At 61.6% G+C, this 26,035-nt stretch carries 25 protein-coding genes, 1 tRNA gene and 1 pseudogene; 11 read left to right on the top strand and 16 right to left on the bottom strand.

All coding sequences use genetic code 11. The features are described from left to right. Positions 1–1,011 carry a histone deacetylase family protein gene (locus NMQ09_RS02495; protein WP_255192875.1) on the top strand — a complete coding sequence of 337 codons (1,011 nt, stop codon included), beginning with the start codon at positions 1–3 and terminating at the stop codon, positions 1,009–1,011. A 41-nt stretch (positions 1,012–1,052) separates the two neighbouring features. Here the strand turns inward: NMQ09_RS02495 and NMQ09_RS02500 are convergent, their stop codons facing one another. Next, positions 1,053–2,072, bottom strand: a complete 1,020-nt coding sequence (locus NMQ09_RS02500) for a phosphoribosylaminoimidazolesuccinocarboxamide synthase (RefSeq protein ID WP_255192876.1) — start codon at positions 2,070–2,072, stop codon at positions 1,053–1,055. Positions 2,073–2,264: 192 nt separating this feature from the next. On the opposite strand from NMQ09_RS02500, the gene NMQ09_RS02505 reads away from it, so the two are divergent. Further along, positions 2,265–2,528, top strand: a complete 264-nt coding sequence (locus NMQ09_RS02505; protein WP_255192877.1) for a DUF8015 family protein — start codon at positions 2,265–2,267, stop codon at positions 2,526–2,528. 180 nt (positions 2,529–2,708) lie between these two features. Further along, positions 2,709–3,128, top strand: coding sequence for a Fe-S cluster assembly sulfur transfer protein SufU (gene sufU / locus NMQ09_RS02510; protein ID WP_255192878.1), 420 nt, complete (start codon positions 2,709–2,711; stop codon positions 3,126–3,128). 233 nt (positions 3,129–3,361) lie between these two features. Here the strand turns inward: sufU and NMQ09_RS02515 are convergent. Together NMQ09_RS02515 and NMQ09_RS02520 are read right to left on the bottom strand one after the other, a co-directional pair. Continuing rightward, a pseudogene (locus NMQ09_RS02515) lies at positions 3,362–3,494 on the bottom strand (ISH3 family transposase); the annotation flags it as partial. A 110-nt stretch (positions 3,495–3,604) separates the two neighbouring features. Then, positions 3,605–4,540 carry a hypothetical protein gene (locus NMQ09_RS02520; RefSeq protein WP_255192879.1) on the bottom strand — a complete coding sequence of 312 codons (936 nt, stop codon included), beginning with the start codon at positions 4,538–4,540 and terminating at the stop codon, positions 3,605–3,607. Between the two features lie 215 nt (positions 4,541–4,755). Here NMQ09_RS02520 and NMQ09_RS02525 point away from each other — a divergent pair, with 215 nt between their 5' ends. Both NMQ09_RS02525 and NMQ09_RS02530 read left to right on the top strand, forming a co-directional pair. Further along, entirely contained in the window at positions 4,756–6,099 is a 1,344-nt protein-coding gene (locus tag NMQ09_RS02525) for an ISH6 family transposase (RefSeq protein ID WP_255191950.1), read from the top strand. A 183-nt stretch (positions 6,100–6,282) separates the two neighbouring features. Beyond that, on the top strand, positions 6,283–7,455 hold the full coding sequence (locus tag NMQ09_RS02530; RefSeq protein WP_255192880.1) for an ISH3 family transposase: 1,173 nt from the start codon (positions 6,283–6,285) through the stop codon (positions 7,453–7,455). Positions 7,456–7,849: 394 nt separating this feature from the next. Here NMQ09_RS02530 and NMQ09_RS02535 read toward each other — a convergent pair whose 3' ends face one another. From NMQ09_RS02535 to NMQ09_RS02560, 6 genes are all read right to left on the bottom strand, one after another. Continuing rightward, a complete protein-coding gene (locus tag NMQ09_RS02535) occupies positions 7,850–9,154 on the bottom strand; it encodes an IS4 family transposase (protein WP_425607253.1) in 1,305 nt (434 codons plus the stop codon). 585 nt (positions 9,155–9,739) lie between these two features. Beyond that, a complete protein-coding gene (locus NMQ09_RS02540; protein ID WP_255192881.1) occupies positions 9,740–10,426 on the bottom strand; it encodes a hypothetical protein in 687 nt (228 codons plus the stop codon). 316 nt (positions 10,427–10,742) lie between these two features. Continuing rightward, entirely contained in the window at positions 10,743–11,774 is a 1,032-nt protein-coding gene (radA, locus tag NMQ09_RS02545; RefSeq protein ID WP_255192882.1) for a DNA repair and recombination protein RadA, read from the bottom strand. Positions 11,775–11,907: 133 nt separating this feature from the next. Beyond that, positions 11,908–12,513: a PspA-associated protein PspAB gene (pspAB, locus tag NMQ09_RS02550; RefSeq protein WP_255192883.1), complete on the bottom strand. Its 606-nt coding sequence runs from the start codon at positions 12,511–12,513 to the stop codon at positions 11,908–11,910. A gap of 54 nt (positions 12,514–12,567) precedes the next feature. Next, positions 12,568–13,572, bottom strand: a complete 1,005-nt coding sequence (locus NMQ09_RS02555) for a TIGR04024 family LLM class F420-dependent oxidoreductase (RefSeq protein WP_255192884.1) — start codon at positions 13,570–13,572, stop codon at positions 12,568–12,570. 99 nt (positions 13,573–13,671) lie between these two features. Beyond that, positions 13,672–13,944, bottom strand: coding sequence for a hypothetical protein (locus tag NMQ09_RS02560; protein WP_255192885.1), 273 nt, complete (start codon positions 13,942–13,944; stop codon positions 13,672–13,674). A gap of 332 nt (positions 13,945–14,276) precedes the next feature. Here NMQ09_RS02560 and NMQ09_RS02565 point away from each other — a divergent pair, with 332 nt between their 5' ends. Then, a complete protein-coding gene (locus NMQ09_RS02565; RefSeq protein ID WP_255192886.1) occupies positions 14,277–14,588 on the top strand; it encodes a HalOD1 output domain-containing protein in 312 nt (103 codons plus the stop codon). Positions 14,589–14,633: 45 nt separating this feature from the next. Here NMQ09_RS02565 and htpX read toward each other — a convergent pair whose 3' ends face one another. Further along, on the bottom strand, positions 14,634–15,518 hold the full coding sequence (gene htpX, locus NMQ09_RS02570; RefSeq protein WP_255192887.1) for a zinc metalloprotease HtpX: 885 nt from the start codon (positions 15,516–15,518) through the stop codon (positions 14,634–14,636). 441 nt (positions 15,519–15,959) lie between these two features. Between htpX and NMQ09_RS02575 the strand changes: the two genes are divergently transcribed. Further along, a complete protein-coding gene (locus tag NMQ09_RS02575) occupies positions 15,960–17,090 on the top strand; it encodes a 60S ribosomal export protein NMD3 (protein ID WP_255192888.1) in 1,131 nt (376 codons plus the stop codon). Then, complete coding sequence (locus NMQ09_RS02580) at positions 17,083–18,249, top strand: class I SAM-dependent methyltransferase (RefSeq protein WP_255192889.1); 1,167 nt, start codon at positions 17,083–17,085, stop codon at positions 18,247–18,249. Before NMQ09_RS02575 ends, NMQ09_RS02580 begins: the two co-directional genes overlap by 8 nt. Before the next feature lie 177 nt (positions 18,250–18,426). On the opposite strand, the gene NMQ09_RS02585 is transcribed toward NMQ09_RS02580, so the two are convergent. Further along, positions 18,427–18,792 (bottom strand): DUF7471 family protein, encoded by a 366-nt coding sequence (locus tag NMQ09_RS02585; protein ID WP_255192890.1) that lies wholly within the window; start codon positions 18,790–18,792, stop codon positions 18,427–18,429. A 223-nt stretch (positions 18,793–19,015) separates the two neighbouring features. Between NMQ09_RS02585 and NMQ09_RS02590 the strand changes: the two genes are divergently transcribed. Then, on the top strand, positions 19,016–19,549 hold the full coding sequence (locus tag NMQ09_RS02590) for a winged helix-turn-helix transcriptional regulator (RefSeq protein WP_255192891.1): 534 nt from the start codon (positions 19,016–19,018) through the stop codon (positions 19,547–19,549). A gap of 198 nt (positions 19,550–19,747) precedes the next feature. On the opposite strand, the gene NMQ09_RS02595 is transcribed toward NMQ09_RS02590, so the two are convergent. From NMQ09_RS02595 to NMQ09_RS02610, 4 genes are all read right to left on the bottom strand, one after another. Next, entirely contained in the window at positions 19,748–19,912 is a 165-nt protein-coding gene (locus NMQ09_RS02595) for a hypothetical protein (RefSeq protein ID WP_255192892.1), read from the bottom strand. Next, positions 19,905–20,753, bottom strand: coding sequence for a prohibitin family protein (locus NMQ09_RS02600; RefSeq protein WP_255192893.1), 849 nt, complete (start codon positions 20,751–20,753; stop codon positions 19,905–19,907). Before NMQ09_RS02600 ends, NMQ09_RS02595 begins: the two co-directional genes overlap by 8 nt. Before the next feature lie 287 nt (positions 20,754–21,040). Beyond that, entirely contained in the window at positions 21,041–22,855 is a 1,815-nt protein-coding gene (locus tag NMQ09_RS02605) for a helicase C-terminal domain-containing protein (protein WP_255192894.1), read from the bottom strand. 99 nt (positions 22,856–22,954) lie between these two features. Beyond that, the gene (locus NMQ09_RS02610) at positions 22,955–24,091 is read right to left on the bottom strand and encodes a hypothetical protein (RefSeq protein ID WP_255192895.1); all 1,137 of its coding nucleotides are present in this window, start codon (positions 24,089–24,091) and stop codon (positions 22,955–22,957) included. Between the two features lie 505 nt (positions 24,092–24,596). Between NMQ09_RS02610 and NMQ09_RS02615 the strand changes: the two genes are divergently transcribed. Further along, a tRNA-Asp gene (locus NMQ09_RS02615) sits at positions 24,597–24,684 on the top strand. A 35-nt stretch (positions 24,685–24,719) separates the two neighbouring features. Here the strand turns inward: NMQ09_RS02615 and NMQ09_RS02620 are convergent. Beyond that, positions 24,720–24,953 (bottom strand): DUF7561 family protein, encoded by a 234-nt coding sequence (locus NMQ09_RS02620; protein ID WP_255192896.1) that lies wholly within the window; start codon positions 24,951–24,953, stop codon positions 24,720–24,722. 99 nt (positions 24,954–25,052) lie between these two features. Here NMQ09_RS02620 and NMQ09_RS02625 point away from each other — a divergent pair, with 99 nt between their 5' ends. Then, positions 25,053–25,973 carry a YkgJ family cysteine cluster protein gene (locus NMQ09_RS02625; protein ID WP_255192897.1) on the top strand — a complete coding sequence of 307 codons (921 nt, stop codon included), beginning with the start codon at positions 25,053–25,055 and terminating at the stop codon, positions 25,971–25,973. Positions 25,974–26,035: the final 62 nt, after the last annotated feature.

The following is a 26,035-nucleotide window of genomic DNA, read 5'->3' on the forward strand; positions in this document are numbered from 1 at the left end:
ATGCGATTCGGCTACAGCGACACCTGTCTCGCGCACGATCCCGGCCCCCGCCACCCGGAGACGCCCGACCGGCTCCGGGCGATCCGTGAGGGTCTGAAGCGCAAGCACGGGGTCGAATACACCGACGCCGATCCCGCCTCCGTCGAAGCGATCGCTGCCGTTCACGACCGGGGATACGTCGAGTCGGTCCAGGAGTTCTGTGCGGACGGTGGCGGGAACTGGGATCCGGACACGACGGCGGTGCCCCAGACGTGGGATGCAGCCGTCAAGAGCGCCGGACTGGCCTGCTGGGCCGCAGCGCGCGCACTCGAGGGTGACGACGGCCGGGAGACGCCGTTCTCGCTCGGACGGCCGCCGGGTCACCACGCAGTGTACGACGACGCCATGGGCTTTTGTTTCGTCAACAACGTCGCGGTCGCCGCCCAGCACGCCCTCGACGATTTCGACTGTGACCGGGTCGCGATCGTCGACTGGGACGTCCACCACGGCAACGGCACCCAGGACCTCTTCTACGATCGTGGCGACGTCTTCTTCGTCTCGATCCACGAGGGTGGCCTCTACCCCGGAACCGGTGACGTCGACGAGGTCGGCGAGGGAGACGGCGAGGGGGCGACGATGAATCTCCCGATGCCCGCCGGCGCCGACGACGTCGACTATCTGGCGGCATTCGACGACCTGATCTGCCCCGCCCTCGAGTCGTACGACCCCGACCTCCTGCTCGTCAGCGCGGGCTTCGACGCCCACCGTCACGATCCCATCTCGCGGGTTCGGCTCCCGACGGAAACGTACGCACTGATGACCGACCGGCTTCGATCTGCGGCCGAGGCGACCGACGCCGCCCTGGCGTTCGTCCTCGAGGGCGGCTACGCGCTGGACGTACTCGCCGAGAGTATCGCCCTAGTCCACGAGACGTTCGACGGCCGCGAACCGATCGAGCAGGAGGGTGAGGTGAGAGACGCCGTCGAGGAGATCCTCGCGGACATCGCGGACGCCCACGACCTCGAGTACTGACGACGGCTCCAAAACGCGCTGAATTCGACGGCGAAAGATCGCTACAGCCGCTGCAGCGCCCCGATCGCGCTCGAGAGCGGCGGTGCGTCGAACAGTTCCAGGCCGGTGTAGGCGTTGGTGCCGGCACAGTACATGTCGCGGGCAGTGTCGACGACGTCCTCCTCGAGCGGTTCCGGTTCGGCCTCACACAGTGCCTTCCAGTCGGCGACGTCGCGTGCTTTCGCCTCGGCTTTCGCAGCTTCGACGGCCTCGACCCACCCGGGCTGGGTTCGCTTGTGGTACTGGCGGATCACCTCCTTCGAGAGCTGGGTCCCCTCGTAGCTGAAGCGGTTCTCGTCGAACGTACCGACGACGTCGGCGACGCGGATCTCGCCGTCGTAGTACAGACACTCGATCTTGCCGTCTTCGTGAACCAGCCCCGCCGATTCGGCCTGCTCGGTGACGACTCGGTTCACCTCGCGGGCGATGACCTCGAGGGCGTCGATCTCCGCCACGCCGGCGATGTAATCGGCTTCCTCACGATCGAGATAGCGGTCGCCCTCCTCGTACTTCGTGGAGAACTCGACGATCGGCTCCTCGAGGTCGACGGCCTCCGCGGGCCACGTCTCGAAGTCGAGGCCGTGGTCGGCTGGCTCGGTCCGTCGCCGCAGACTCGAGCCCACGGGCACGCGATTGCGGAAGACGATCTCGAGGGGGACGAGGTAGTTCTCGCCCGCCGCGGCGTGGTAGGCGTCGTAATCGTACGCCCGGCCCTCGTGTGGGAGGTCGGGAACCTGCGTGAGGTCGATCGCCATCTCCCAGGGCGGACGGGACGCGTCCTCGAGCGAGAGGACGTCTCCGTTCTCGACAACGCCGCGGTAGTGCGTTGGGATTCCGGACTCCTCGAGTCGCTCGAAATTGAACGCACCCATCGTACAGAGGCTCGCGCCCTTGTCCGGAATCTGGTCGGGCATCTGTCCCCAGTCGAACACCGAGTAGGCGTCCGTAAAGACGAACGATCCCCGACCGACCGAATCAGCCGTCGCCTCCTCCTCGATCCGGAACTCCTTGACACTCGTCACGCGAAACACCTCGCCGGGCGGCCGCCACGATACATACTCGAGTTGCCGGGGCGACGGGTCAAGAAGGTTTCAGTCTCGGATCGGAAACCGACGACTGTCGCCGCGCAGGAGCGCGGGTGAGTCGGGTCGAATCCTGGGATGGAGACCCACACTGGATTTTTCCGACGCAGTGTCGTACGCTCGGTTTCCGAGGTGAGACTTATAGACGAGTCCCTGCTCGGTCGTCACGGCAGTAGCCGAGACCAGCTGGAGACGCTGGCCGACGGCCTCGCCGCGACGACACGGTACGACGTCGCACTCGCGCTCATCCCGCTCGCGTTCGCGGTTGCACTGCTCGGTGCGTACGCACTCGGCGCTGGGCTGCTCACGGCGATCGTTCCGTCGACGCTCGTCGCGCTCTTCGTGATCGTCGACGTCTGTTACCGGAATCCGCCAACCGAGGAGCCCCCGTCGTAAGTCGGCCGAGGAGCGATCGCGGGCGGTTCGAGAGCGTCGTGTCGTAACCAGATGTGCTAGCTCATCGCCGACTCGTCGGAATTTTTCCCCGCTCCAACCGCAACTCGTAACCGATCGTGGTAACACTGGTCGAACAGCCCCGGAACCCTTTTACAGCACACTTCCGTATCCGAATACAACATGGGACTGGGCTCGGATATGTACCGACAGCAGATCCTCGACCACTACAAGAACCCCCGAAACTACGGGGAGCTCGAGGATCCCACGTTTTCCCACGTCGGTGAGAACCCGATGTGTGGTGACGAGATCCGGATGGACGTCCGCCTCGAGGAAGACGGCGAGACGATCGAACAGGTTGCGTTCACCGGCGACGGCTGTGCGATCAGCCAGGCGTCGGCGAGCATGCTCTCGTCTGCACTCCGGGGCAAGACCGTCGACGAACTGCTCGAGATGGATCGCGACGACGTCGTCGACATGCTCGGCGTCGAGATCTCGCCGATGCGGATCAAGTGTGCCGTTCTGGCCGAGAAGGTCGCTCAGGACGGCGCCGAGATCTACCGCGGCGAACTCGAGTCGGAGAAGACGACAACCGAAGACTAATACTGGATAACTGGTCTGTTCGGGTCGTTCGTCATAGGACTTCGTCCAGCTTCTGGGCTCTTTGTCTCCATCAGTTGGTCGGCTCGCTGTTTCCGTACTTTTCTGTCAGTATGGATCGGATCAGTTATCATGGAGTTTCAGATCGAGTCTGTCGAGCTCGTCGAGGTATGGATCATGTCGCAGTTGTCCCGTGGTTTCAACCCACATACGATGGCCGATGCTTTCCGGACGCTGTACGAGCAGTGTGTGCCCAGCTTCTTCATGCGTTTGCCTATTTTGGACGTAAATGACAGTCGCGACAATCTCCCGTGAGCGTCGTAGAATACGTTCGTTGTAGAAGCCACGATCAGCCAAGAGCAACTCTATTTGGTCCCGAAAACAAAGACTTCGTATTGCGAGAATAGAACGTATCGTAGACAAGTAACAGTATCTCAATCTGTAGATGGGAAATTGCACGATGGTTACGTTGGAAGAGATTACGTCTCGAAAACCAGTGTTACCTCACCATCGTGATCAAGAAGTTGGTTTCCATCAGGATCTTCGGCATTATTGGCATCGTAGTGGTTAAAGCTGGATTCCATGAAGCTGTCGATCCGCTCTTCAGACTCTTTATATGAGACTGCTTCGTGAGGAACCCAATTGTCTTCATGTGCTGCAATAAGCACTTGGCTGCTCGAATTCCACAACCGCCCGTGCGTTCTTCCAGTAATTCCGAGTGGACCTGAAGCGACAGATGACTCATGAGCCTGGAACTGAAGGCCAGTCAGGGCGTACCGAGTTGCATCAGCTACTGATGTAGTCCAGGTATAACTCCCAGTCCCATTACTTGCGATGTTACTTGCACAATGATCGGCATCATCAAATTGGACACTACCAATCAGATTGATCGGTCCACTGAGGACAAAGGTGTTATCTTCGTTGTTATGGTAGTATTTCGGGTGTTCGTCTGGGTAATTCACTTCGATATCGCTCTCATTCTTTTCTTCGGGCGAGAACATCAACTGATCAGCATTGTCTGATTCGGCCAGGGTGACCCACTCATCCTCTTTTGCGACGAACCCTCTCCACATTCCCGTCTCAACGATAGTATCTTCTTGAGGAAGATCGTCCCTTTCCGGCTCAGGGCGTTCATAAGTTTCAATATTCTGTATTTTATCGTCTCCGTACCGCTCTTTGAGTTCTGGGCTTTGCTTTATCGTTTTGACGACCACCTCTTCTGGCCTGATTTCGACGGTCGTGCTTTTTCGACCACCCACAGCAAAATCTTTCATGTCTACGCTTGGCCCTGATTTCGCGACAACAGTCCCTAAACCAAAGCCAGCGAATCCGACACTCACTGCAACAGTTCCAAGGAATGTTCGGCGGGTGTTATCTACACTTCCGGGGTCAGTATTGTCGTTTCTGCCCGACATACATCTCAAAGTGTCCTTGTATAATTATATATTTAACTAATTGATTTAAATACTCTTCACAAAACATTTTCACTGGATTTTATATAATACAGTTGATTGAGGAACCCATAATGAACGACTGCAGCAAATTCTCGGTCGTGTCCCAAACTCGTCTAGAGTCGTAACTGACTCCTGTGGAAACAGGGTCACCTCTGGTATCCAGCCCGAAGTGACCCATGCACGCCACAATCGACGCGCAAGTCACGGTTAGCATCGACTTAGACAAAACGCTACCGCTTGCCACTCTCGCTGAATCTTTCACAGAGCTTCACCTCGAGGCGACGATCCTCGAGGAGCTTGTCAAAAGCCTCGACGAGCGCCTCGTCGAGGCGTACTGTGGGGAGAAGCACGCGCGCGGAAACGGCGATCGCCGTTTCCAGCGCGCCGGAACCACAACACGAACAGCTGTGACAACCGCAGGAGAGCACGAATTTTCCCTTCATCACGTCAAAGACACCGCTGCCACCGGTGACGATCCTACCTACTTCCGCCCTCTCGAAGATCTCATCGAATTCGACGGGCAGCGCATCTATCAAGAGGATATTTCGCTCCAGAGTACCGAACTCGCTACGTCGCTCAGCTTTCGTGATGCCGTCGCCCACGGCGACGGCTTCACTCCGATGCCTTCGAGAACGACGATCAACCGCCGAGTCCGTGAGTACGGCAGCAAACTCGGTGACTTCGTTCGTGATCGGCTTCCTGGGACGAACGCAGACACTGTCGTTCCTGACGGAACGAAGTGTCATAGCCAGCAGGACCACTGCACGCACCACGACGTCAACGTCACCCTCGGACAGATCACCGAGGGTGACGACACGGAAACCACGCTCTTAGACGTCAATGTGGACGAACCGTGGGCTGAGACAGCAGAAGATCTCAAGGAAAAGGAAGCGGTCACTGACGACGCTGCGGTCGTCAGTGACAGCGAAAACTCCCTCGTTGATGCGTTCGAAGCCAGTTATCGATCTCACCAGCTCGATCTTGTTCACGTTGGTCGAACGCTCAAGTACAAGCTGTGGAAGGACGGTACTTTCCCACTTGAAAAGCGGAAAGAGATCGCCTCAGACGTCACTAACGACCTGTTTCATCTGAAGAACTCAGTTGCGCTTCACGCACCGAAGAATGAGCGTTTGGCGATCCGCGAGCGGATCGACCAAACGCTCGAAAACCTCACGAAGGAGGCGTGGCGCTTAGAGCAACAGGACTCTCCAAAAGCAGCGGCGTACCTCCGAAAATGGGCACAAGCAACCGTGACATTCGCCGAACTCGCGCTCGAGGGACAAGAGATACCGTGGACATCGAACGTGGTTGAACGAGCCATGGGAGAAATCTCGAAACGGTGTAAAAACCAGTGGATGCGATGGACAGAATCCGGCCTAGAATCGCTCCTCTGGCTTAATCTCGTGAGATATGCCGATCCTGAGCAGTTCGCGGCGTTCGCCGACGAACTGCTCGAGCGATCAGCCAAAACAGCCATCACAATGGAGGTGTCAGTTGACGCTACCAGAGGCGAACTCTAGACGAGTTTGTGACGGGACCAAATTCTCCTTGTTTCGTCAGCGTATATTTCCCACTTCTTTTTGTGACTAAATTATGTGTTTCGAGCTGCTTGTGCGCGTTATACACAGTCGGTACTTCCCGACCGGTGTGAGAGCCGAAGCTAAAGCGTTGCTCTGATTGGGAGAATGTCCGGTTGAGAGAATGTGTTCACCATACCTCAACCAGACGGTGTTCTTTCGGATTCGGACGTCAAAGACTTAGCGAAAGACGTCATCTGTCAGCTCCCGCTGCCGGGAATCGAGGGCTCGCCCCTCGATCCCGGCGAGATCTGGGCTGTCGTCATTCTTGCAGCGGTCAACCAGACGTCCATCTGGGAGACGTGCAAGGACAACGACAACGCCCCCTGTGATGACACTGTCATGGACTGGCTCCATACGCTCAACCGGGAGTGGCTTGAGCGGGTTGCTAACCGCCTTCTCATGCAGTTAGCGATGACGATCCTCGACCCTGACCGGTCGAGGATCGTCTCCATCGACTTCGTCGATAACCCCTATCATGGAACGCACGCCGATGAAGAAGGTGAACTCTGTCGCATGCACGCGAAAGACGGAACAACGACGTGTCACCGGTACTGTACCGCGTATCTCGTCTCGAACGGGAAGCCGGTGACGTTGGCCATGACGTACGTCCGGAGCGATGAGAAGGAAGCCGACGCGGTCGAGCGCGTTCTCGACCGCGTCGAAGCCTATCCCTTCGAGATAGACCTTCTCTTGGCTGATCGTGGCTTCTACAACGAACGTATCCTGCGTCGTTCGCGGGAGATTGCTGCGACTGTCGTACCCGTCCAAAAGAAGGGCAAGCGCATGAGGAAGAAGCTGGATACGCACTGCTCGTACATGACGACCTATCGGATGTACAAAGGCCGCGAGCGGGAATTCCAGTTCCCGCTCGCGGTCGCTGTCTCCTATCACGCCGGAGATCGCGGGAAAAGCGGCGAAGTCGTTCGAGGCTATGTAGCGTGCGATCTGGCCGATCGCACGCCGAAACAAGTCGAACGACTCTATCGGAAACGGTCAGCGATCGAAACGAGCTACCGTGTATTTCGCCAAGCACGGGTGGTAACGACGACACAAGACCCAATCATCCGCTTTGCGTTCGTCCTGGTTGGATTCCTGTTGGAGAACCTCTGGCTTGTGCTTCGATGGGCGGTCGTCGCCCGCCCCCGGCGGGGCGGGCGCGACCTGCCCGAGGAATTCACGTTCAAGACCTTCTCTGACTGGATCAGACACGCATTAGAGGAAGAGCTAGAGCGGACCTGGGAGATCGAGATGAACGGAACAGGTGTGCCAGAAGCGTACGCATCGGCCGCGGGCTGACGCCAGCCCGCGGCCTTGGGCAAGCCTCCAATGAGCAACAGCATTCGCCTCGAACAGCGTAGCTCAGCTTTCTCACCCCGGACTTCTTCACCCAAGAGCTCTATTTCGTCCTTCGCTCAGCTACCACACCAGCGTTTGCCCCAGTTGACCGTAACTCAGCACAACTCACGAAGCGATCGTCGGGAAGTACCGACAGTGCTCTTTGAAACCCCCATCTCTTCTGCCAATTCTCGCTTATACATTAGATTCTTGTAAAGTAGATGGATCATTTCAGAGTTTTTCACAACAGCTTGAGCCACCTCATACGACATATATCTATATAATATGTGGTTGGATTTAAGTCTTTCTTTTCCACCAACTAATACTTGTCTGTGTGCCATACATTGGTCTTTAGTTAGGCCTCAGCAGCCGGTTTGATGGCGGTAGCGAGCTGTTCTTGGAGAACCGGCCGTTGTTTGTGGATCTTCTGCGCGTCGGCGATCAGCCGATCAAGCAGTGGCGGTGGAGAGTACCCGAGGTAGTCACTCAACCGGTAGAGAATGAGCTGGGCGTGCGACCAGAAGGTCGCCGCCCAGCGTTCCGGCGGGAACACGAGCTCATCATCTGCGTGTTCGATGACCAGACTGAGCAACTCACGGCTCACAACCAAGGACAACAGCGCCGCGTACAGCAGAATCTCTACGACGTGCTTCTTCGTCGTATCGAACTCATCCAGCCTGTACTGCGTCTTCAGCTCCCGAAACAGTAGTTCTACTTCCCACCTACACCAGTAGATCGTCGCTAGATCCTCCGGCAGGAACTCTTCGCGTGAGAGATTCGTGATGTACAGGTGGTAGTCGTCGGCGTCCTCGTTGCGGACGCCGACGACGCGGAACCGTTTCGTATCGCGTGACTGCGTGCCCGCGTACTCTCTCCGGTCAAACTCGATCTCAACTTCGACGTCGATGTATTTGCGACAGAGATCGTCCACGACGTCGTAAATTTTCTTCCTTTCCAAGGAAATGGCGCGGCCGCGCCATTCCCGAAGTTCGTCGGTCACAACCGGGTTAGAGCTGCGTTTCAGTCGACTCACAAAGTAGCCGTCGTTCTCGTCGATCAACGCGAACCGCCGGTACTTGAAATAGGCCAGATCAAGGATCGCTAGCCGACCTTCGAGCCACGATCCTGTCTCGAACTGCGTGCTGTCGTGTCTTTTCTCATCTGTGACGCTGAACCGGTCGATCGTCTGCTCAGTGACGTTGTGGAGCAGGTGGAGCCGTGCTCCAGCCTGCTCATCACGGCGACCTTCGTACTCCTCAGCAAGCAACTCATGGAGCCGGAGAACCGTTCCATCTGCGATTATCACGTCTCTGAATCGGTTGAACTCCTCTGAGACGGTGTGAGGAACAGCGACCTCGTCGAGCCCGTACTCGACGAGGTCGCAGAGGTACTCTGCGAGAGTCGGCGTCAACCGCTGATAGAAGCCTCCTGCGGACAATGTCTTGTCTGCAGTCGAGTTGTAGCTTCGTCTGAAGTTGGCGAGCGTTCGGCTTGCGCCACCAGCGAAGCCGAACGCAAATGACCAGACGAGCGGTGGAATCTGCAGCTTCCGATCGCGCTCGACCACGCCGACGGCATCGGCGTGGTCTTCGAGCGCTTCAGATGGAAGGAAGTTAGTGAGATGGCGTTCCACTTCCTGTGAGGAGGGGTTAGACTGCACATCTTCCGCCTCCTCATTCCTTCGAAAAAGCAACTCCGATAAGCCGACGCTATCGTGCGGTTTTGCGCCTAACTAAAGACGGATGAAGTCGATGCTAACCGTGACTTGCGCGTCGATTGTGGCGTGCATGGGTCACTTCGGGCTGGATACCAGAGGTGACCCTGTTTCCACAGGAGTCAGTTACGACTCTAGACGAGTTTGGGACACGACCAATGAATTACAACAGACCGTATCAATCACTCTTGTAATTCATTTGGCTGGTAATGAGATCGAAGAAGGAGCTAACAACTACACTGATAAGGTAGAAATAAACCAGGATCGTAATAAACCCAATCGCTCCCTGGAAACGTCCTTGGCTAACTAGAGGGGTTGATTCGAGGGGTGGGGCTAAGATGCTAAGTAGAAGGTTTACTGGGTATAGTACTAGTTCTGTGAGGTTATCCAATACAGATCTGACTGTTGCAAGTCCTCCGTCGGGGAAAAGTAGTATGAACACGAAATACTGAATAGGTAATGCTAGTAGTGCGAGGAATACTATTACCGTTACTTTGTCTGGGTTGGTAAATCGCTTTTGTATAGTCATTCTTAGTAACAATCTCCCCAGCAACTAGGATTAGTGTACTGACAGCAGTTGCATCCGTATGTGTATACAGGTGTACAACTTTCGTTGCAGCAGCTGACACACTCTTCGACACATTCGCAGCATTCATCATCTGTCGGACAGGTTATTGGGCAGTCGTAACCAATATCTGGAGATGACTCCTCAGGTAGATGTTTTGTGGATTTTTCGATTTCGACTCCACTGTCCGCTTCTTTACTTATCGTGAACCGTTCTAGTTCGTCTTCTTTTTCGACAGTTCGTGTTGCGAAAGGATCGTCGTCTGAATCTGGGTATAGTACAATGTTGAGTGGGCCGCTAGCCGTTTTTCTGATCAGATTCAGTTGAGGAACGGTTTCTTCTCCGCTTTTTCTCTTTGTTATGATCTCTCCCTCTCCAAATTCATCTGGTTTAGAGACTGTATCGACGTATCGATCGAACTCGTCACACTTTCCATCGATGAACTCGAGAAGTGCGTTAATGAATTCCTCTTCTTCGTCGATCGCATTGTTAAAACTATTGGCTGATTTATACTTTTCGCAAATGTTCTCATCATCCGCCCTAGCAACGCCGCTAAGAGCACTCGCACCCACTGTAGATGTAGTTGCCACTGATTGAAGTACTCTCCTACGCGACACACCTGGCCTGTTTGTCTGGGTAGGGTTGTTACCCATACTTCGAAGTTTATCTATACTATTATATATTTAACCCACTATTTTATGTGTGGTCTAACTCGCAATCTCTCGGTGCAACGTGTTCAAAAACCACACCCCCAAATCGTTCGGATCGCCGCCTCGAACTGAATCACAGTGAGAGACAAAGCGAGTGTGACAGACGGTGACGTTTTGTCTGGGTCGAGACTAACTGTGAACTGCGCGTCGATTGTGGCGTGCGTGGGTCACTTCGGGCAAGGTATCAGAGGTAACTCCGTTTCCACAGGGATTAGTTCCGACTCTAGACGAGTTTGGGATACGACCTAGAGTTTTGTCGTTACTCGGGTTTCAGCCCCGCGTCCTGGACGCGCATGACGGCCTCGCCGTCGGCGAGGTTCGGCGCGTCGACGAGGCGGACGATCCGCTTGTCGCCTTTGGATTTGCGGAGGTAGATCCGGAACGTCGACTTGTGGCCCAAGATGTTGCCACCGATCGGCTTCGTCGGGTCGCCGAAGAAGGCGTCGGGGTTCGAGGAGACCTGGTTGGTAACGATGATGGCGGCGTTGTAGAGGTTGCCCACTTTGTCGATGTCATGGAGGTGTTTGTTGAGCTTCTGCTGGCGGTTCGCGAGTTCGCCACGGCCGACGTACTCCGCGCGGAAGTGGGCGGTGAGCGAGTCGACACAGAGCAGGCGGACGGGGTACTCCGAGTCTTCGTGCTCGCTCGCGAGCTCTTTCGCCTTTTCGGCGAGCAGCATCTGGTGGTTGGAGTTGAACGCCTTTGCAACGTGGATCTTCTCGAGCATCGAGTCGACGAGTTCGTCGAGTGTCTCCTCGTCGTCCGGGGAGCCCTCGATCTCGCGGTCTTCGAGAGCGGCCTCGATCGCTTCCTCGGGAAGCCCGCGGACCATGTCGTCGATCCGCTCGGGCCGGAACGTGTCCTCTGAGTCGACGAAGATGACGCGACCGTGGAGGCCGCCGGCCTCCTTGGGGAGCTGGACGTTGACGGCCATCTGGTGGGTGACCTGGGACTTGCCGGCACCGAACTCGCCGTAGACTTCGGTGATCGACTGGGTCTCGACGCCCCCACCGAGGAGGTCGTCGACCTCGTCGATGTGCCAGGAGAGCTTGCCGATCTCGTTGCGTCGCTCGAGTACCGTCGTGCCGGTCTCGAAGCCACCGATGTCGGCCGCGTCACGGGCCGCACGGACGATGTCACCCGCCGTGGAGTCACCGATGTCGGCCGTGTTCGACAGTTCGGCGGGAGCCGCGACGGCCAGACTCTCGAAGGAGTCGTAGCCAGCGTCTTTGAGTTTGTCTGCGGTCGCCGGTCCAACGCCGGGGAGGGTTTCGAGGTCTACGTCTGCCATGCTCTGGCCTTGCGCCGGATCCCTCATAAACCCTCGTTAACAGGAGAGTGAAAGTGAAAGTGGTGGACGGCGACCGGGTGAGTCGAGCGCCGAGCCACGGGTTTATGCGAGAAGACGAGTTTCGGGTCCGCGGTCACTCCCACGGGCGGCGGCCGCTCTGGCTCGGCCACAGCGGATACCAGTACTCCTTTTCGCGTTCGAGCTCGAGTTCGCCGTCCAGCGCCGCCTCGAGGGTGAACTCGGTGCTCGAGTCGCGTTCGCGGCCGGAGCGGGGGGCGAAGGGGTAGTAGGCGCCCCGGCGAAAGGAGTAGATCCAGTAGGCCGGACCCTCGTGGTCTTCGTAGCCGAAGACGGCTGCGAGCAGGCGCGAGCCGTAGCCGTGTTCGATGAACGTGTCGGCGGCGAAGTGCAGGCTCGTGATCAGGTCCTCGGGATCGGAGTCAGACAGGATCACCCAGTGGTAGCCGTGATCGTCCTCGGTGACCGAGAAGTCGGTGCCGGTCTCCTCGCGGCCGGCCTCGAGGATGGCCTCGACCTCGTCGACGGCGTCGCGAAAGCGACGGGAGTCGACGCCGGCAAAACAGAGCGCGCCCTCGTTCATCGACTCGTAGCCGAGGTCGGCCTCCATCGTGAGGTAGGCGGTGCTCATCCCGAAGAGGTCGTCGGGGTGGGCGTCGCGTTTCGCGTCGGCCTCGGCGCGGAGGCCGAGGACGGCGCGGAGTCCGTCGAGTAGTCCCATGCGTCGAAAAGCGGTGGCAGTCCTCTTTAACGTCCCCGTCCGCCGGTGAGGTGGCTACGGCGCCAGCGCCTCGAGGGTCCGTTCGCGCTCTGCCTCGCTCATCCCGCCACAGAAGCCGATCTGGACGGCGTCGACGCCGTCGATCGATTCGAACCGTTCGACCTGTGTGCGAACCTCCTCGGGCGTCCCGGCGGCGACGACCGCCTCGAGTAAGTCGTCGGTGACCGCCTCGACGGCGGCCTCCCGACCCGACTCGTGCCACCGATTTTTGACCGTCTCGGTGAGATCAGCCCAGCCGGCGTCGGCGATTGCTCCCCGGTAGTAGGGGCCGTAGATCGCGATCATGAACGCCAGCTGGGAGCGGGCGTACTCGCGGGCGCGCTCGCCGTCCTCGAGGGCACAGCAGCGCAACAGCGGCGCGACGCGGAGTTCGTCGGGGTCCTGGCCGCCGAGTTCGGCCCCGCGCTCGAGGTCCTCGAGGCGCGCCTCGAGTTGCTCGTACGGCAACAGCTGGGGCACCCAGCCGTCGGCGAAGCGGCCGGCGAGTTCCGTCGCCTTCGGGCCGAGGGCAGCGACGTCGACCGGAGCCGGCTGCGCTGGGGGTTCACACTCGAGTGTCAATCCACTGGGGGAGAACATCTCGCCGTCGTAGTCGAGTCGCTCGCCGGCCTGGACCTGGCGGACGATCTCGACGGCCTCGCGCACGCGCCGGAGCGGGCGGTCGAAGTCGACGCCGTGCCACCGTTCGGTCAGCGCGGGCGAGGAGGCCCCCAGCCGGAGACGGAAGCGCCCGCCGCTTATCTCCTGGAGCGTGACGGCGGTCTGGCCGAGAAGGGCAGGCGAGCGGGCGAAGGGCGAGAGGACGTCGTCGGCGATGCCGATCTCGTCGGTGCGCTCGGCGATCACGCTCAACACGAGCGGGACGTTCCGGCCCGCCGTCTCGCCGATCGAGACGTATCCGTACTCGAGGTCCTCCGCCCGCCGGGCGAGTGAGACGGCCTCGTCGATGCTGTCGTACTCGTTGAGCGGCAGGACGACGTCGCGGCTATGTGCTGGCATGTGCACCGATGGCGCGCTCGAGGTAGTAAAGACCGGGGTCACGCGACGGACTGGGGTCACGCGATGGGTATCGATCGCTCGAGCAGCGGCGGCGGGGGGTTAGGAGAGTCCGAGCGCGAGTCGCGCCGCCAGCGTCCCGATCCACGCGAGCGCGACACCGACGAGCAGGTACGTCGTCGGACCGTACTCGGTGACGATCGGCTCGGTCTCGTACCGAACGGCCGCGTAGAGGCTGGCGACGACGAGCGCCACGCCGCCGAACAGCCGCCACCCGTGCTCGAGATCGAGTTGGAACGATCCGACGGCAGTCTGAGAGACGAAGAGGACGCCGACGCCAGCACAACACAGCGACACCAGCCGGGAGGGATGCATGTGACGTGATAACGGGCGGGTCACAATCAAATATAGCTGTCGCCATCTATGTGAGCCCTCGAGCGCGGCCGCTCTCGGCAGCGACCGAAGACAGGCACGAATCGGTCGACAGACGGTCGGAATCGCAACCGTGCGTCGACGGGGCGACACGAATCGCAAGCGGGAACGCCGTAAGACAGACCGCGGACGAAAACCCACACCCCGCGAGAGATCGACATTATTTTGTGAGACAAATGAGTGGAATTTGTCTGACGGGGTTTTATAGTATCCACTGTGGTAGCAGTGTATCCCTGTCAGCACACCAGAGACTCACACGCGACAGGGTGTTCCGCATGAACGCAACCAGTAACAACTCTCACACGTGCCCAGAGCCGCCCGCCAGTACGACTCACTTCCACCACGACTGGGACGGCGACCGATCGCTGGCCGCCGCCATCGTCTCCGCCGTCGCCGACTGCTCCCGGAAGCCCCCCACGGAGCTCGAGGTGCTCTACGAGGTCGTCGACCCGGACGCGCTGGACGAACTGTTCGAACCCCGCAGCGACGACGCCCGGCGGAACGGAGGCCACCTGTGGTTCCAGCTCGACGAGTGCGCCGTGACCGTCTCTGGTGACGGATTCGTCACCGTCCGCCGACTCGAGTGATCGGCCTGGCTCCTCACTCGAGCGATGGGACTCGAGCAATGGTGGTTAGATGGTGGTCATCTCTCGCTCGAGGCTCCGGAGCTGCTCGATCCGCTTTTCGGTGGGTGGGTGGGTGCTGAACAGCTTTCCGACGACGCCCGACTTTAGCGGGATGATGAAGAAGGCGTTCATCTCGGCCTCCTCGCGCAGGTCCCTGTCGGGGACCTTGTCGACCTCACCCGAGATTTTCATGAGCGCCGAGGCGAGCGCCGACGGGTTACCGGTGATCGCGGCAGCCCCGCGGTCGGCGGCGTACTCGCGGTAGCGCGACAGCGCCCGGATGAGGAGGTAGCTGATGATCCAGACGAGCAGCGAGACGAGGATCGCGACGGCGATGCCGCCGCCGCCGCGACCGCCCCGACCGCGACCACCGCCGAAGATCGCGCCCCAGCGAACCATCATGAACGCGATCGTCGAGAGGAACGATGCGATCGTCATCACCATCATGTCCCGGTTTTTCACGTGGGCGAGTTCGTGAGCGATCACGCCGTCGAGCTCCTCGCGGTTCAGCGTCCGCATGAGTCCCACCGTCACCGCAACGGCGGCGTTCTTCTGGTTTCGACCCGTGGCGAACGCGTTGGGAACTTGCGAGTCGATCACGGCGACTTTCGGCTTCGGAAGGTCGGCCTGCTGGGAGAGGCGCTCGACCGAGGCGTGGAGCTGTGGATACTCCTCGGCCGAGACCGTTTTCGCACCCATACTCTTGAGGGTGAGCGTGTCGCTGAAGTAGTACTGTACGAGCGAGAAACTCGCGAAGAGCACGATGAAAAGCGACGGTCCGCCGCCGACGTAGGCGGTGATCACGCTCGCGAAGACGATGTAGAGGACGAACAACAGGAACATCGTGACGAACATCCGGAACCGTAGTCCCCAGTCCGGCTTCCAGTCCATGGTCGACTAGAGGCGGCCCGACGAGTTAAGTGCCACCGGCGTGCTCTACGCGAAACCGGGGCCTGTGAGTCGATCACTCGAGCGCGCCGGACCCCCTCGTTTCGCATGGAAACCGGGCGACTGAAACACGTCTGACACGACCTGTCTCGCGATCGTCTGACGGCCGTCAGACCTGCGGGGGAGCGTTCCACTCGAGAGGAAGGTCCAGCCGGTGTGGCTCGTCCTCGCATGGACGTTCGAAACACCGGAAGCCTGCCGAAACCACTCAACGGAGGCTGATTGAACGGAGTGTGGTCCAGCACTGCTCCAGAACGTGCCTGAATAATCGTTCGGAAACCAACCCCTCGATTTCGTGTGGAGTTCTCACGTGGTGAAATCGAACGCGGGAGCCGGGAAACGACGAACGCACCGCTTAACTCGGTCTGCCTCAAAGTGGGGGGCATGACCGATACGCGTGCGTTTTGCCCCCGCTGTGGGGCACCGGTGCCCGACCGGTCCGAGAGCGACGCGTCCGATCCGCTCAGGCCGGGGGCGGAGGTCGATCTCTGTGATGCCTGTTACTTCGACGACTTCGAGTTCGTCGACGCTCCGGACCGGATCGACGTGCGCGTCTGCTCGCAGTGTGGGGCGGTCCACCGCGGCCGACGGTGGGTCGACGTCGGGGCGAAAGACTACACCGACGTCGCCATCGATGAAGTGAGCGAGGCGCTCGCGGTCCACGTCGACGTCGAGGACGTCGCCTGGCAGGTCGAACCCGAGGAGGTCGACCAGAACACGATCCGGATGCACTGTTACTTCACCGGGGTCGTGCGGGGAACGCCGGTCGAAGAGCAGGTGACGGTTCCCGTCAAGATCTCCCGGCAGACCTGTACCCGGTGTGGCCGAATCGCCGGCGACTACTACGCGAGCATCGTCCAGATTCGCGCCGAGGATCGGACGCCCTCGAGCGAGGAACTCGAGCGAGCGAAAGAGATCGCAGAGCGCATCGTCGCCGACATGGAAGCGACGGGCGATCGCAACGCGTTCATCACCGAAACGAACGAGACACCCGACGGGCTGAACATGCGGGTCTCGACCAACAAGATCGGGAAAAAGATCGCGAACAAGATGGTCGAGGAGTTCGGCGGCACCGTCACCGACGCGGAGACGCTCGTGACCGAAGACTCCGACGGCAACGAGGTCTACCGCGTCACGTTCGCCGTCCGCCTGCCGCCGTACGTGCCCGGCGACGTCATCGAGTTGAAAGACGACGGCGACGGACCCGTCCTCGTCCGCAGCGCCCACGGCAACCTCAAGGGGACGCGGCTGACGACCGGCGAACGCTACGAGGCGAGCTACGAGGAGGGAAACTCGCCCGACGCCCGACGACTCGGCGACGTCGACGACGCCGTCGAGACGACCGTCGTCACCGTCGAGGACGAGAACGCCGTCCAGGTGCTCGATCCCGAGACGTACCAGGCGAAGACGATCGCCCGTCCCGACTACTTTGCCCCCGACGCCGAGACGGTTCCCGTCCTCAAGAGCCGCGCCGGACTCCACATCCTCCCCGACAACGGCACCGGCAATGGGTGACGACGACGCCGACCCGAGACGATCTGACTCCGACTCGAGGCGGCCCGGCGCCGACTCGAGCGTCGATTCGACCGTCGAACCGGGCAACGATCCGGAACCGCTCGCCGTCGTCGTCGACAAACCCCGTTCCGAGGCCGCCATCGAGTCTTTGCGCGCCGAGTGCGTCTACGACGACTCGAGGCGCGTTCGCGAGTACGACGTCGACACCGTGGCGTTGCCGGTGACCGACCCACCGGCAGAGACGCGGGTTCGCGAAGTGATCCGGCAGGTCGATCCCGAATCCCGGAACCGGGGCCTCGAGGGCCGCCTCGCCGACCGCGGCTGGAGCGACGCCGACCTCGAGTCGGCGCCGAAGTCCTGGGCCGTGATCGGCGACGTGATCGTCGTCCGCGTTCCCGAGGGCTGTCCCGACGAGGGCGAGCTGGGCGAGACGCTGCTCGAGGTCCAGGGGGCCGAGTCGGTGCTGGCGGACGAGGGAGTCGCGAACGACGGCACGGCGGGAACCCACCGCGAGCCGAGGCGACGGCTGCTCGCGGGCCGGCGGGACACCGAGACGATCCACACCGAGCACGGGACGCGCTACGCGCTCGATCCGGCGCGGGTGCTGTTCTCGCCGGGTAACCAGGCCGAACGGGCGCGCATGGGCGAGGTCGTCGAGCCGGACGAGCGCGTCTTCGACATGTTCGCCGGCATCGGTTACTTCACCCTGCCGATGGCTCGTGCCGGCGCGACTGTGACGGCGACCGAAGTGAACCCCGCCTCGTTTCGCTACTTACTCGAGAACGCGGTGCTCAACGACGTCGCCGACCGCGTCGACGCCTACCGTGCCGACTGTCGCGACCTCGCCGGCGAGGTTGAGGCCGACCGCGTCGTCATGGGCTACTACGGCAGCGCCGACGGGATCGACGCCGAGGGTCACGGAACGCGCCGCGAGGAGGCTCAGGAGTTCCTTCCGGACGCCCTCTCGTCGCTCGTTTCCGGAGGAATCCTCCACTACCACGAGGCCACGCCCGACTCGCGACTGTGGGAGCGGCCGCTCGAGCGCCTCGAGTCCGCGGTCGACGAGGCAGAGCGAACGTTCGAGGTGCTCGAGACGCGCCGGGTGAAAAGTCATAGCGCCGGCGTTTCCCACGTCGTCGTCGACGTGCAGGTCGAGTGATGGTAACTGGTGGGTCGTGAGATTCATGCATCAGGAGCGCAATGCGTTCCGTATGAGCAAGATGAACAAGGCCATCGCGCTGCTGTTCGCCATCCTGATGGCGACCTCGATCGTCGCCATGCCGGCGATGTATCTCTTCTAAGCGGTCGATACACCGGTTGAAGGTGGGCTCTGGCGTCACCGTCGGTCGTTTCGGTCACCGTCGGCTGGCTGCTCGAGGCTCGAGCCGTTCGCGTAGATCGCACAGAGCAACAGCGCGGCGATGACGACGTCGAGGCCGTGCTCGACGAGGTGGTGGAGCCCCATCGGAACGATTCCCAGGACGGTCCCGGTCCCGACGATCGTCCTGACGACGAGGGCGCCGAGTGCCAGCGTGATCAGCAGGTAGGTCGTCGATCGCCGCCGGTAGTAGGCACTCACTCCCAGCAGAAAGAGGACAGTCGTCCCGGTTCCGGCCAGCAGGAGGACGCCGTGGAGGAACGGCGAGTGGCGTACCTCGTCCCAGCACAGCATCGAGAGCGCGAGCGTTACATCTGGAGTCATGGTCGAATCACTGGCTCGTGGACCGCGGTGTGTCGTCGTTCTAGGGCACCAGAACGGTCGGTGAAACCGGCACCGAACGGCGACTGTGACGGACGATCGGAATATTAGTCAGCAGACGTGTATAACCCCTCCAGCCATTCCCAGATTCTGGTAACCAGAGATACCCCCATTGTCACGTCGTGGCTGGTTTTCTGTAAGGAGTCTACTGGCGAGGCACCAGAACATGAGTGACGTACGACACAATATCAGGATGCGAGTTAGTACCGATCCGGGAATTCACTTCAACGCGCTGGTCCGGGAGCTCGATCTGGCTGCCGGACAGACGCAGTATCACGTCCGGCGGCTGTTGCGCTCGGGCGAGATCGTCTCCGAGGAGCTCTACGGACGAACCCACTACTACCCGACCGACTACGACGACTGGGACCGACGGGCGCTCGCACTGTTTCGCCGGGAGACCTGCCGCGACGTCCTCGTCTACCTCATCGAGTACGGCCCGGCCCGGCCGGACGAGGTGGCCGACGAACTCGAGATCGCCCGCAGCACGCTCGAGTGGCACCTCGGCCACCTCCTCGAGTGCGAGCTCGTCGAGAAGCAGTACGGCGAGCGAAATCGGGTGACGCTTCACCTCGCCAACCCCGAGCGAACCGGCAAGCTACTGGCGCGCGTCACGCCCTCGGTCGCCGACCGGCTCGTCGATCGCTTCACCCGCCTCGTCGACCAGCTCCTCGAGGACGCGGCGCCGGTCCAGAGCCGGTAGGCGCTCGAGGGGGTCCGGCTGAGACTGGCGTGACGAGCGCTCTCCCATCGAAACCGGGAGTCGAAACGTGACGGTTCTGAGGATCGCCGAGCACGGTTTCGTCGTGGCTCACGATCGAGTGCTCCAGTTGCGGTCGGACGCCGCACACCCGGTGATTCCCGAGCGAGGCGACGATCGGTCACGGGAGCGTCGTGGTCGTTACAGCTCCTCGTCTTCGAACAGCTTCGCTCGTTCTTCGTGTTCCATCTCCCGTTTTTTCAGCTCCGCCTCCGCATCGATCTTGCGTACCGAAATACGGTAGAGCAGGAGTACAGCCACTAACCCGAGCAGGAGGAGCCCGGCGAAGAACACGGCCCTAATCATCCGTCGCCTCCACGTCCTCCGGATCGAGGATGACCGGCGTCTCGCCGTCGATCACGTAGACCGTTCCCTCGTCGTAGGCCCGGATCTGCTCGAGTGCGAGGTTCTCTTCCGTGAGCGCCTCCTGCACTTCTCGGAGTGCGTCGGCCTCACCTTCGGCGCGAATCCGTTCGGCGTCCGCGTCACCTTCGGCACGGGTCCGTTCGGCATCGGCTTCCTGCTGGGCGATCTCTACCTCTTCGAGGGCCGATTCGAACGACGGGTCGAAGTGGATGTCTCGGACCTGGACGGATTCGATCTCGACGTACGACGGCGACTCCGATCGCAACTCTTCGGCGATGATATCGCCGAGCCGCTCACGACCGTCCCGCGAGTTCGCTTCGGTGGCGTTGAGCGCCGACGCCTCCCGCGCGACGGTATCGATCGTCTCGGGACGAAGCAACCGCTGTTCGTACTGATTGATGGTGTTCCACTCTCGATGGAACTCGTGTACTTCGTCTTCGACGACGGCGTACCGGACGGTGATGTCCGCACCGACGTGCTGTTGGTCGGCCGAGCGGAAGTCCACTGCGTCCTCTTCGTCGACGTCACCGTCGTGGATGTCACCGCTCATCGTGTACGTCTGCGGTCGAATCTCGATGTACTCGACCGAGTGATAGAACGGAATCAGTGGAAAGTGCCAGCCCGGGTCCAGAATGTCGCCGGTCACCGCACCCTGTGCTTTCATCACGCCACGTTCTCCCTCGTCCACGCTGGCCACCATGGCGAGGTAGCCGATCCCGCCGAGTAAGACCATGACGAGACCGATTACCGCCAGGATCTGTAACTGTCTCTCTGCTTTCATCACTCGTAGTTGTTTAGTACGAACATTTGGGTGTATCGATTCACTGCTAAAACATCAGTATTGAGTGTTGTTAACTAGCTTCTCATAGACTGAAGCGCCTCATAAAATACCATCTATCGTATAGCTTTGACAAAAAACTGGCCGATACGTGGTGCGCAGCGGTTCTCCTTCTCTAACCGTGAGAGCACAGCCAGTTTCGGAGTGTGTGCGCACGTGTGGCCGGCGACGTCCCACCGTCGAGAACGCTGCCCGTGGACCACCCGATCCGACTGACGATCGAGCTGTCGCTAGCCGTCCGTCTCCCAGACGTCCGCGAGCGGACTGTCTCTCGAGGACCGCCGGCGACGACGACGCCCGTAGCCCTGGCCGGAGCGCTCGAGGCCGCCGGAGTCGTCCGGGCCGCTCGAGGAGCCACCTGACGACCCAGTGAGCGCCGCCCGCGGCTCGAATTCGGGGAGGTCGGGTCGGGTCATCCGGTCGACGCCCGCGGCGAACCAGTCGGGCATGTCGGTTCGCGCGCGTTCGAAGCAGTCGAGCAGGCTCGAGTCTGCGAGGTAGGTCGCCCCGTGGTCGTCGGGGGCGCGGACGACGCGGCCGCAGGCCTGGATGACGGTCCGGAGGGCGGCGCGGTAGTACCAGGCCCACTGGCCCTCCGCGAGTCGGTGGGCGACGCGGGAGTCGCTCGTGTTGAGGAAGGGAGCCTTGCAGATGACCTGCCAGCGACAGAGGTCGCCTTTGAGGTCGAGCGCTTCCTCCATCTTCACCGAGAGGAAGACGTCCGGCTCGGGCGAGGCCTTCCAGGCCTCGAGGTCGGCGTCCCGGCTGTCGCGGTCGTGGGCCCGGACGCGCTCGCCGACGCCGAAGTCTGCGAGCAGCGAGGCGAGGCGTTCCTGAATGTCGTAGGAGTGGGCGTGGATCAGCCCCTTCTCGTCGGGGTGGCGTTGCATAATCTGAACGATCGTGCGGGCGATCTTCGGGAGGGTCTCCTCGCGGTGCTCGTAGGTCATCTTCCCCTGGGTGACGTCGTAGAACGGCCGGTTCTCGACGGGGAACGTGTGGTCGACGTCGACGAGCGCGACGGTCGACGGGTCAAGTCCGACGCCCCGGCAGAAGGCCTCCTTGTTGAGGATGGTTGCCGAGAGGAGGGCGAACTTGTTGCCCCGGTCCCAGATCGTGTGGTGGAGGTAGCGTTCGGGGTTCATCGGCTTGATCGTGAGCGGACCGCCCTCGTCGTCCTCGGTCCCGTCGTCGCTCCCTCGAGCGCCCGAGGGGTCGGCCTGATCGACCAGCCACGTCGTCGGACTCATCGGATCGCGGTAGTCTTTGACGAACCACTCGAGCTCGCCGATCAGCTCCTGGAGGCGGTCGCGTTCGCGCACGTCGGCCGGGGTGAGCGTCTCCTGGGCGAGCAGCTCGTCCTTGCGGCGGGCACAGACCTGGGCGAGGTTCTCGGCGTAGCGGGCAGCGCGTTCGACGCCGTCGACCGCGGGCACTCGCAGCTCGTCCCAGAACGGCACCGTGCGGGGGCCGAGCTGGATCGTCGCGTACATCTCGGCCCACTCGGCGAGGCCGTGGGCCTCGTCGATGACGACCACGTCTCGCTTGCGAAACACCTCACTGCCCGCCGTCTGCATGAAGTACGCGAGCGTCATCGCCGCGATCTCGCGGTTCGAGGCGATGGCTCGATCGGAGAAGTACGGACACCGATGCTGCACCGAACAGTCGTAGCCTCGCTCGCGAACGCAGGGGGCCTGGTTCACCGGCGTGTCGAGTTCGCCCGGCAGGATGCAGGTGTAGTTCGACTTCCCGCGGATGACGTTGAGGTCTGCCAGCAGGTCGTCGCCGGCGACGTCGTCGAGCTGGGAGACCTGTGGCGTCGTGTAGTAGGCGCCGCTGGCCTCGCTCGGCTCGGCCTCCTCGACGCGTCGGGCACAGCCCGCGACCGCCCGCGCGAGCAGGGACTTACCGCTGCCTGTCGGCGCACGAACCAGCACGACGTCGTTTCCCGCGAGGAAGGCGTCGCGGATGTCACGGAGGGCTCCTTCCTGGTTGCCGCGGTAACTCGGCGCGGGGAAGGCTTCGAATATCCGCTCGGGGTTCACTGATTACGTCACCGATCGGTCGAACCCTAAAGGCTACGAAGCGTCTCGGACGCTGATGGGTACGATCGGTGTCGAGCCGACACCGACTCCTCGGCCGCGTTACTCGCGACCTGTGGACTGAAACAGCGTCGAGAGCTGTTCCCATCGCTCCGTGAGCGTTTCGACCTCGGTCTGGATGGCCTGCTGGCGGTCCTCGAGACGGTCGACCGACGCCGACACGGAGTCTTCGACGGCGGCGACCTGCGTCGTGGTCTGGTCGTCGAGGCGCTCGAGTTCCTCGTCGATCGCCGTCAGCCGGCTCAGCTGCGCCGACTGGCACCGCTCGAGTGCCTCGACGGCCTCCCCGAGCGCATCGAGATCTGCGCGCAGCTCCTCGAGGAGCGTCGCGGCGTCGCCGTTGTCGTCGATGAACGCCTCCATCGCGTCGATGTACGACGACAGTTCGTGAAACCGAGACTGGAGGTGTGTAACCCGCGCCTCGAGGCTCGGTGGGGGCGCTGTACCGAAGAGTTCCCGAAGCTGCTGTCGCTGCTCGTCGCTCACCTGCTCGCGCTCGAGTTCGTCGATGAGCCGTTCGGCGACGGTACGACGGGCTGTCGACTGGCTTTCTCCGTCGACGGTCGCGTCGTTCGAGGAGTCGACAGCCGACCGATCGCTCGCCTCGCTCGAGTCGGCGTCGGTCAGCAGCTCGGTAAGCGTCACCTCGTCTTCGGGACCGGTGAGCTCGCCGAAGTCGTCGAGAAACTCGATGTACTCCGGATCGTCGAGCAGTTCGTGGACGTCGAGCGCATCGGTCCGTCGCTTGACGTCACCGAACGCCGTCCGCGACGAGCCGGAGCGCTCGTGATCGGCCGCCAGCGCCGATCGCTGCGCCGCGGTCAGCCGGGACGCGATGCGGTCGTCGTCGGTCACCGTGACGTGATCGACGATCGGAAGTTCCTCGAGCGCGGTTCGGACGACTGCGACGTCGTGTTCGGTCGCGACCGGAATCGAGACGGATCGATCGGCCAGCGAGGACCGGCTATCGTGATCCGACAGGACCACGAGGTACTCGGCCAGTTCGCGCACCACGGCAGCTCGATCGCTCGGCGACGACGCCGTCGCGAACCGAATCGTCACCCTGTAGACGTCGAACCCGGAGTCGAGACGCGGTCGATCGCGGCCCGACGACGTCTGCGCCCCACCGTCGCCAGTCGCCGACTTCCGACAATCGGCGGTCGTCCCTCCGTCGGTCATCGTCGGTGCCGTCGATGGCTTGTTGTCGACGCGGTTACTCGGCCCCACATTCGATTCCCCCCCTGGTTCGTATCCCCGAGCGATTCGCGCGCGAATCGCCCGTTTCGGGACTCCCCTACCCGGTACTTCATATTGCAGTACACCTCACCACAACTGACTTTATAATTGTTTGGAGTGATTGGTTAGTGTGGGATACTTTTCATATCGGCGCGTAAGGTTAGCTTTTTCACGCACACTGGTCCGCGCCGAGGTTCGGAAATCTCCGGTAGCAGGTCGAGCAACGCCGGTTTGTCGACGACCGATTTCTCTCTGAACAGTAATCACCGCTGGTGACAACCTATCCGAGACGTCGGGAGAAGTAGGCCGGCTACAGACCACCACTTCCAGGACGAACCGTCGTCCGCCAGTCGCCGGGCGGGGGTGGCCGACTCGAGACCGAAATCGTCACGTACGCCTGAGTAACCGGTCGATTACTAATACCAACTCGACCCACAGCTGCGTGTACGGAAGGGTAGCTCAGTGGTAGGGCACCGCGGTGTCATCCGACCCGCGGCGGCTTCTGGCCTCGTGGCGTTCGAATCCCACCCCTTCCGCTCACCACCCCTGTCGGACGCCAGTCGTCACGGGTTCACGATTCGTCCGCGGCGTCGGGCGTCTCGAGCGCGTCGATGTCCTCGAGCGATGGGTTCTCCGGCAGCGCCTCGACGCAGGGAAAACACAGCGTGTGGGTTGTCCCGTCCTCGAGTTCGAGCGTCAACGCGGTTCCATCACTGCCGTCGCGATCGCCGAACGTCCAGAGGTTGGCGACGCCACCGGCAACCGTGATCGCTCGACCACAGCCGTCGCACGCTGCTTTCGCCATGGACGACCGTCAGTCTCGAGTGGTGAAAACCGTTCCCCTGCGTCACAGCCACGGTCGGCCAGCACACCCGTTAAGGAGTCATCGATCGTACACCGAACCATGGAGGTGGACTGTGCTGGCTGTGCGGGCTGTTGCATCGACTGGCGGCCGTTACTCGACGTAGCGGGCCGTGCGCAGGTCGAACACGAACGACACGGGCCACGCGAACCGCTCGACGAGACGTACAACCTCGTCCCGCTCGAGCGCGACGAAGTTCGGTCGTTTCTCGAGTCTGGCCTCGCTGACGCGCTGACGCCGCGGCTGTGGAAGGCCGCGGACGACGCGGAGGGAGTCGTCATCGACGGCCGAGAGGTCGCGGCGGTCGCGGGGCGCCCGGCGTTCTTCGTCGGGCTCAGAAAGCCACCGAAACCCGTCGCGCCGTTCGACCTGGAGACGGCGACGTGGCTGCCGACCTGCGTCTTCCTCGACCCGACGACGCTCCAGTGTCGGATCCACGACGACGACCGCTACCCCGCCGAGTGTGGCGAATACCCCGCCCACAACCTCGCGCTCGAACAGGAAACCGAGTGTGAGCGCGTCGAAGGTGCCTTCGGCGGCGAGCGGCTGCTGGACGACGATCCCGGTGAGACCGATGGCTTGCTCCTCGGGCAGCAGGCGATCGGCGGGAAGGTGTTCGTCCACCCCCGACCCGACGACCTCGAGGGCGTCGTCGAGCGCGCTGTGCGCGGCGAGCTGACGACCGAAGACCGCGCGGAGTTCGTCGCTGTCGCCGCCGCCTCGAGTCCCGGCACGCTCGCGATCTCCGAGCCACACTACGAGGACGCGAAAACACGGGCGCTCGAGGCCGACTCGTGGGCTGGCCGGGCGATCGACGAGTGGAACCGGCTCGAGGGGGAGAACCCGGACGCGACGCTGGCCGACCGCATCGAGGACGCACGGGGTGCGCCGGGGACGCCCGGCTGGGACGCCCTCGAGGGAGGATCGTCGGAGACGACACGTGGCCGAGACGGCTCGCTGTGACTGTCCCCGGAGCAACCGCAGGGCGGGTCGGGGCTGCTCGGTGGCTGGACTCCAGTCCGTAG

The sequence above is a fragment of the Natronobeatus ordinarius genome (assembly GCF_024362485.1).
Classification (GTDB): Archaea; Halobacteriota; Halobacteria; order Halobacteriales; family Natrialbaceae; genus Natronobeatus; species Natronobeatus ordinarius.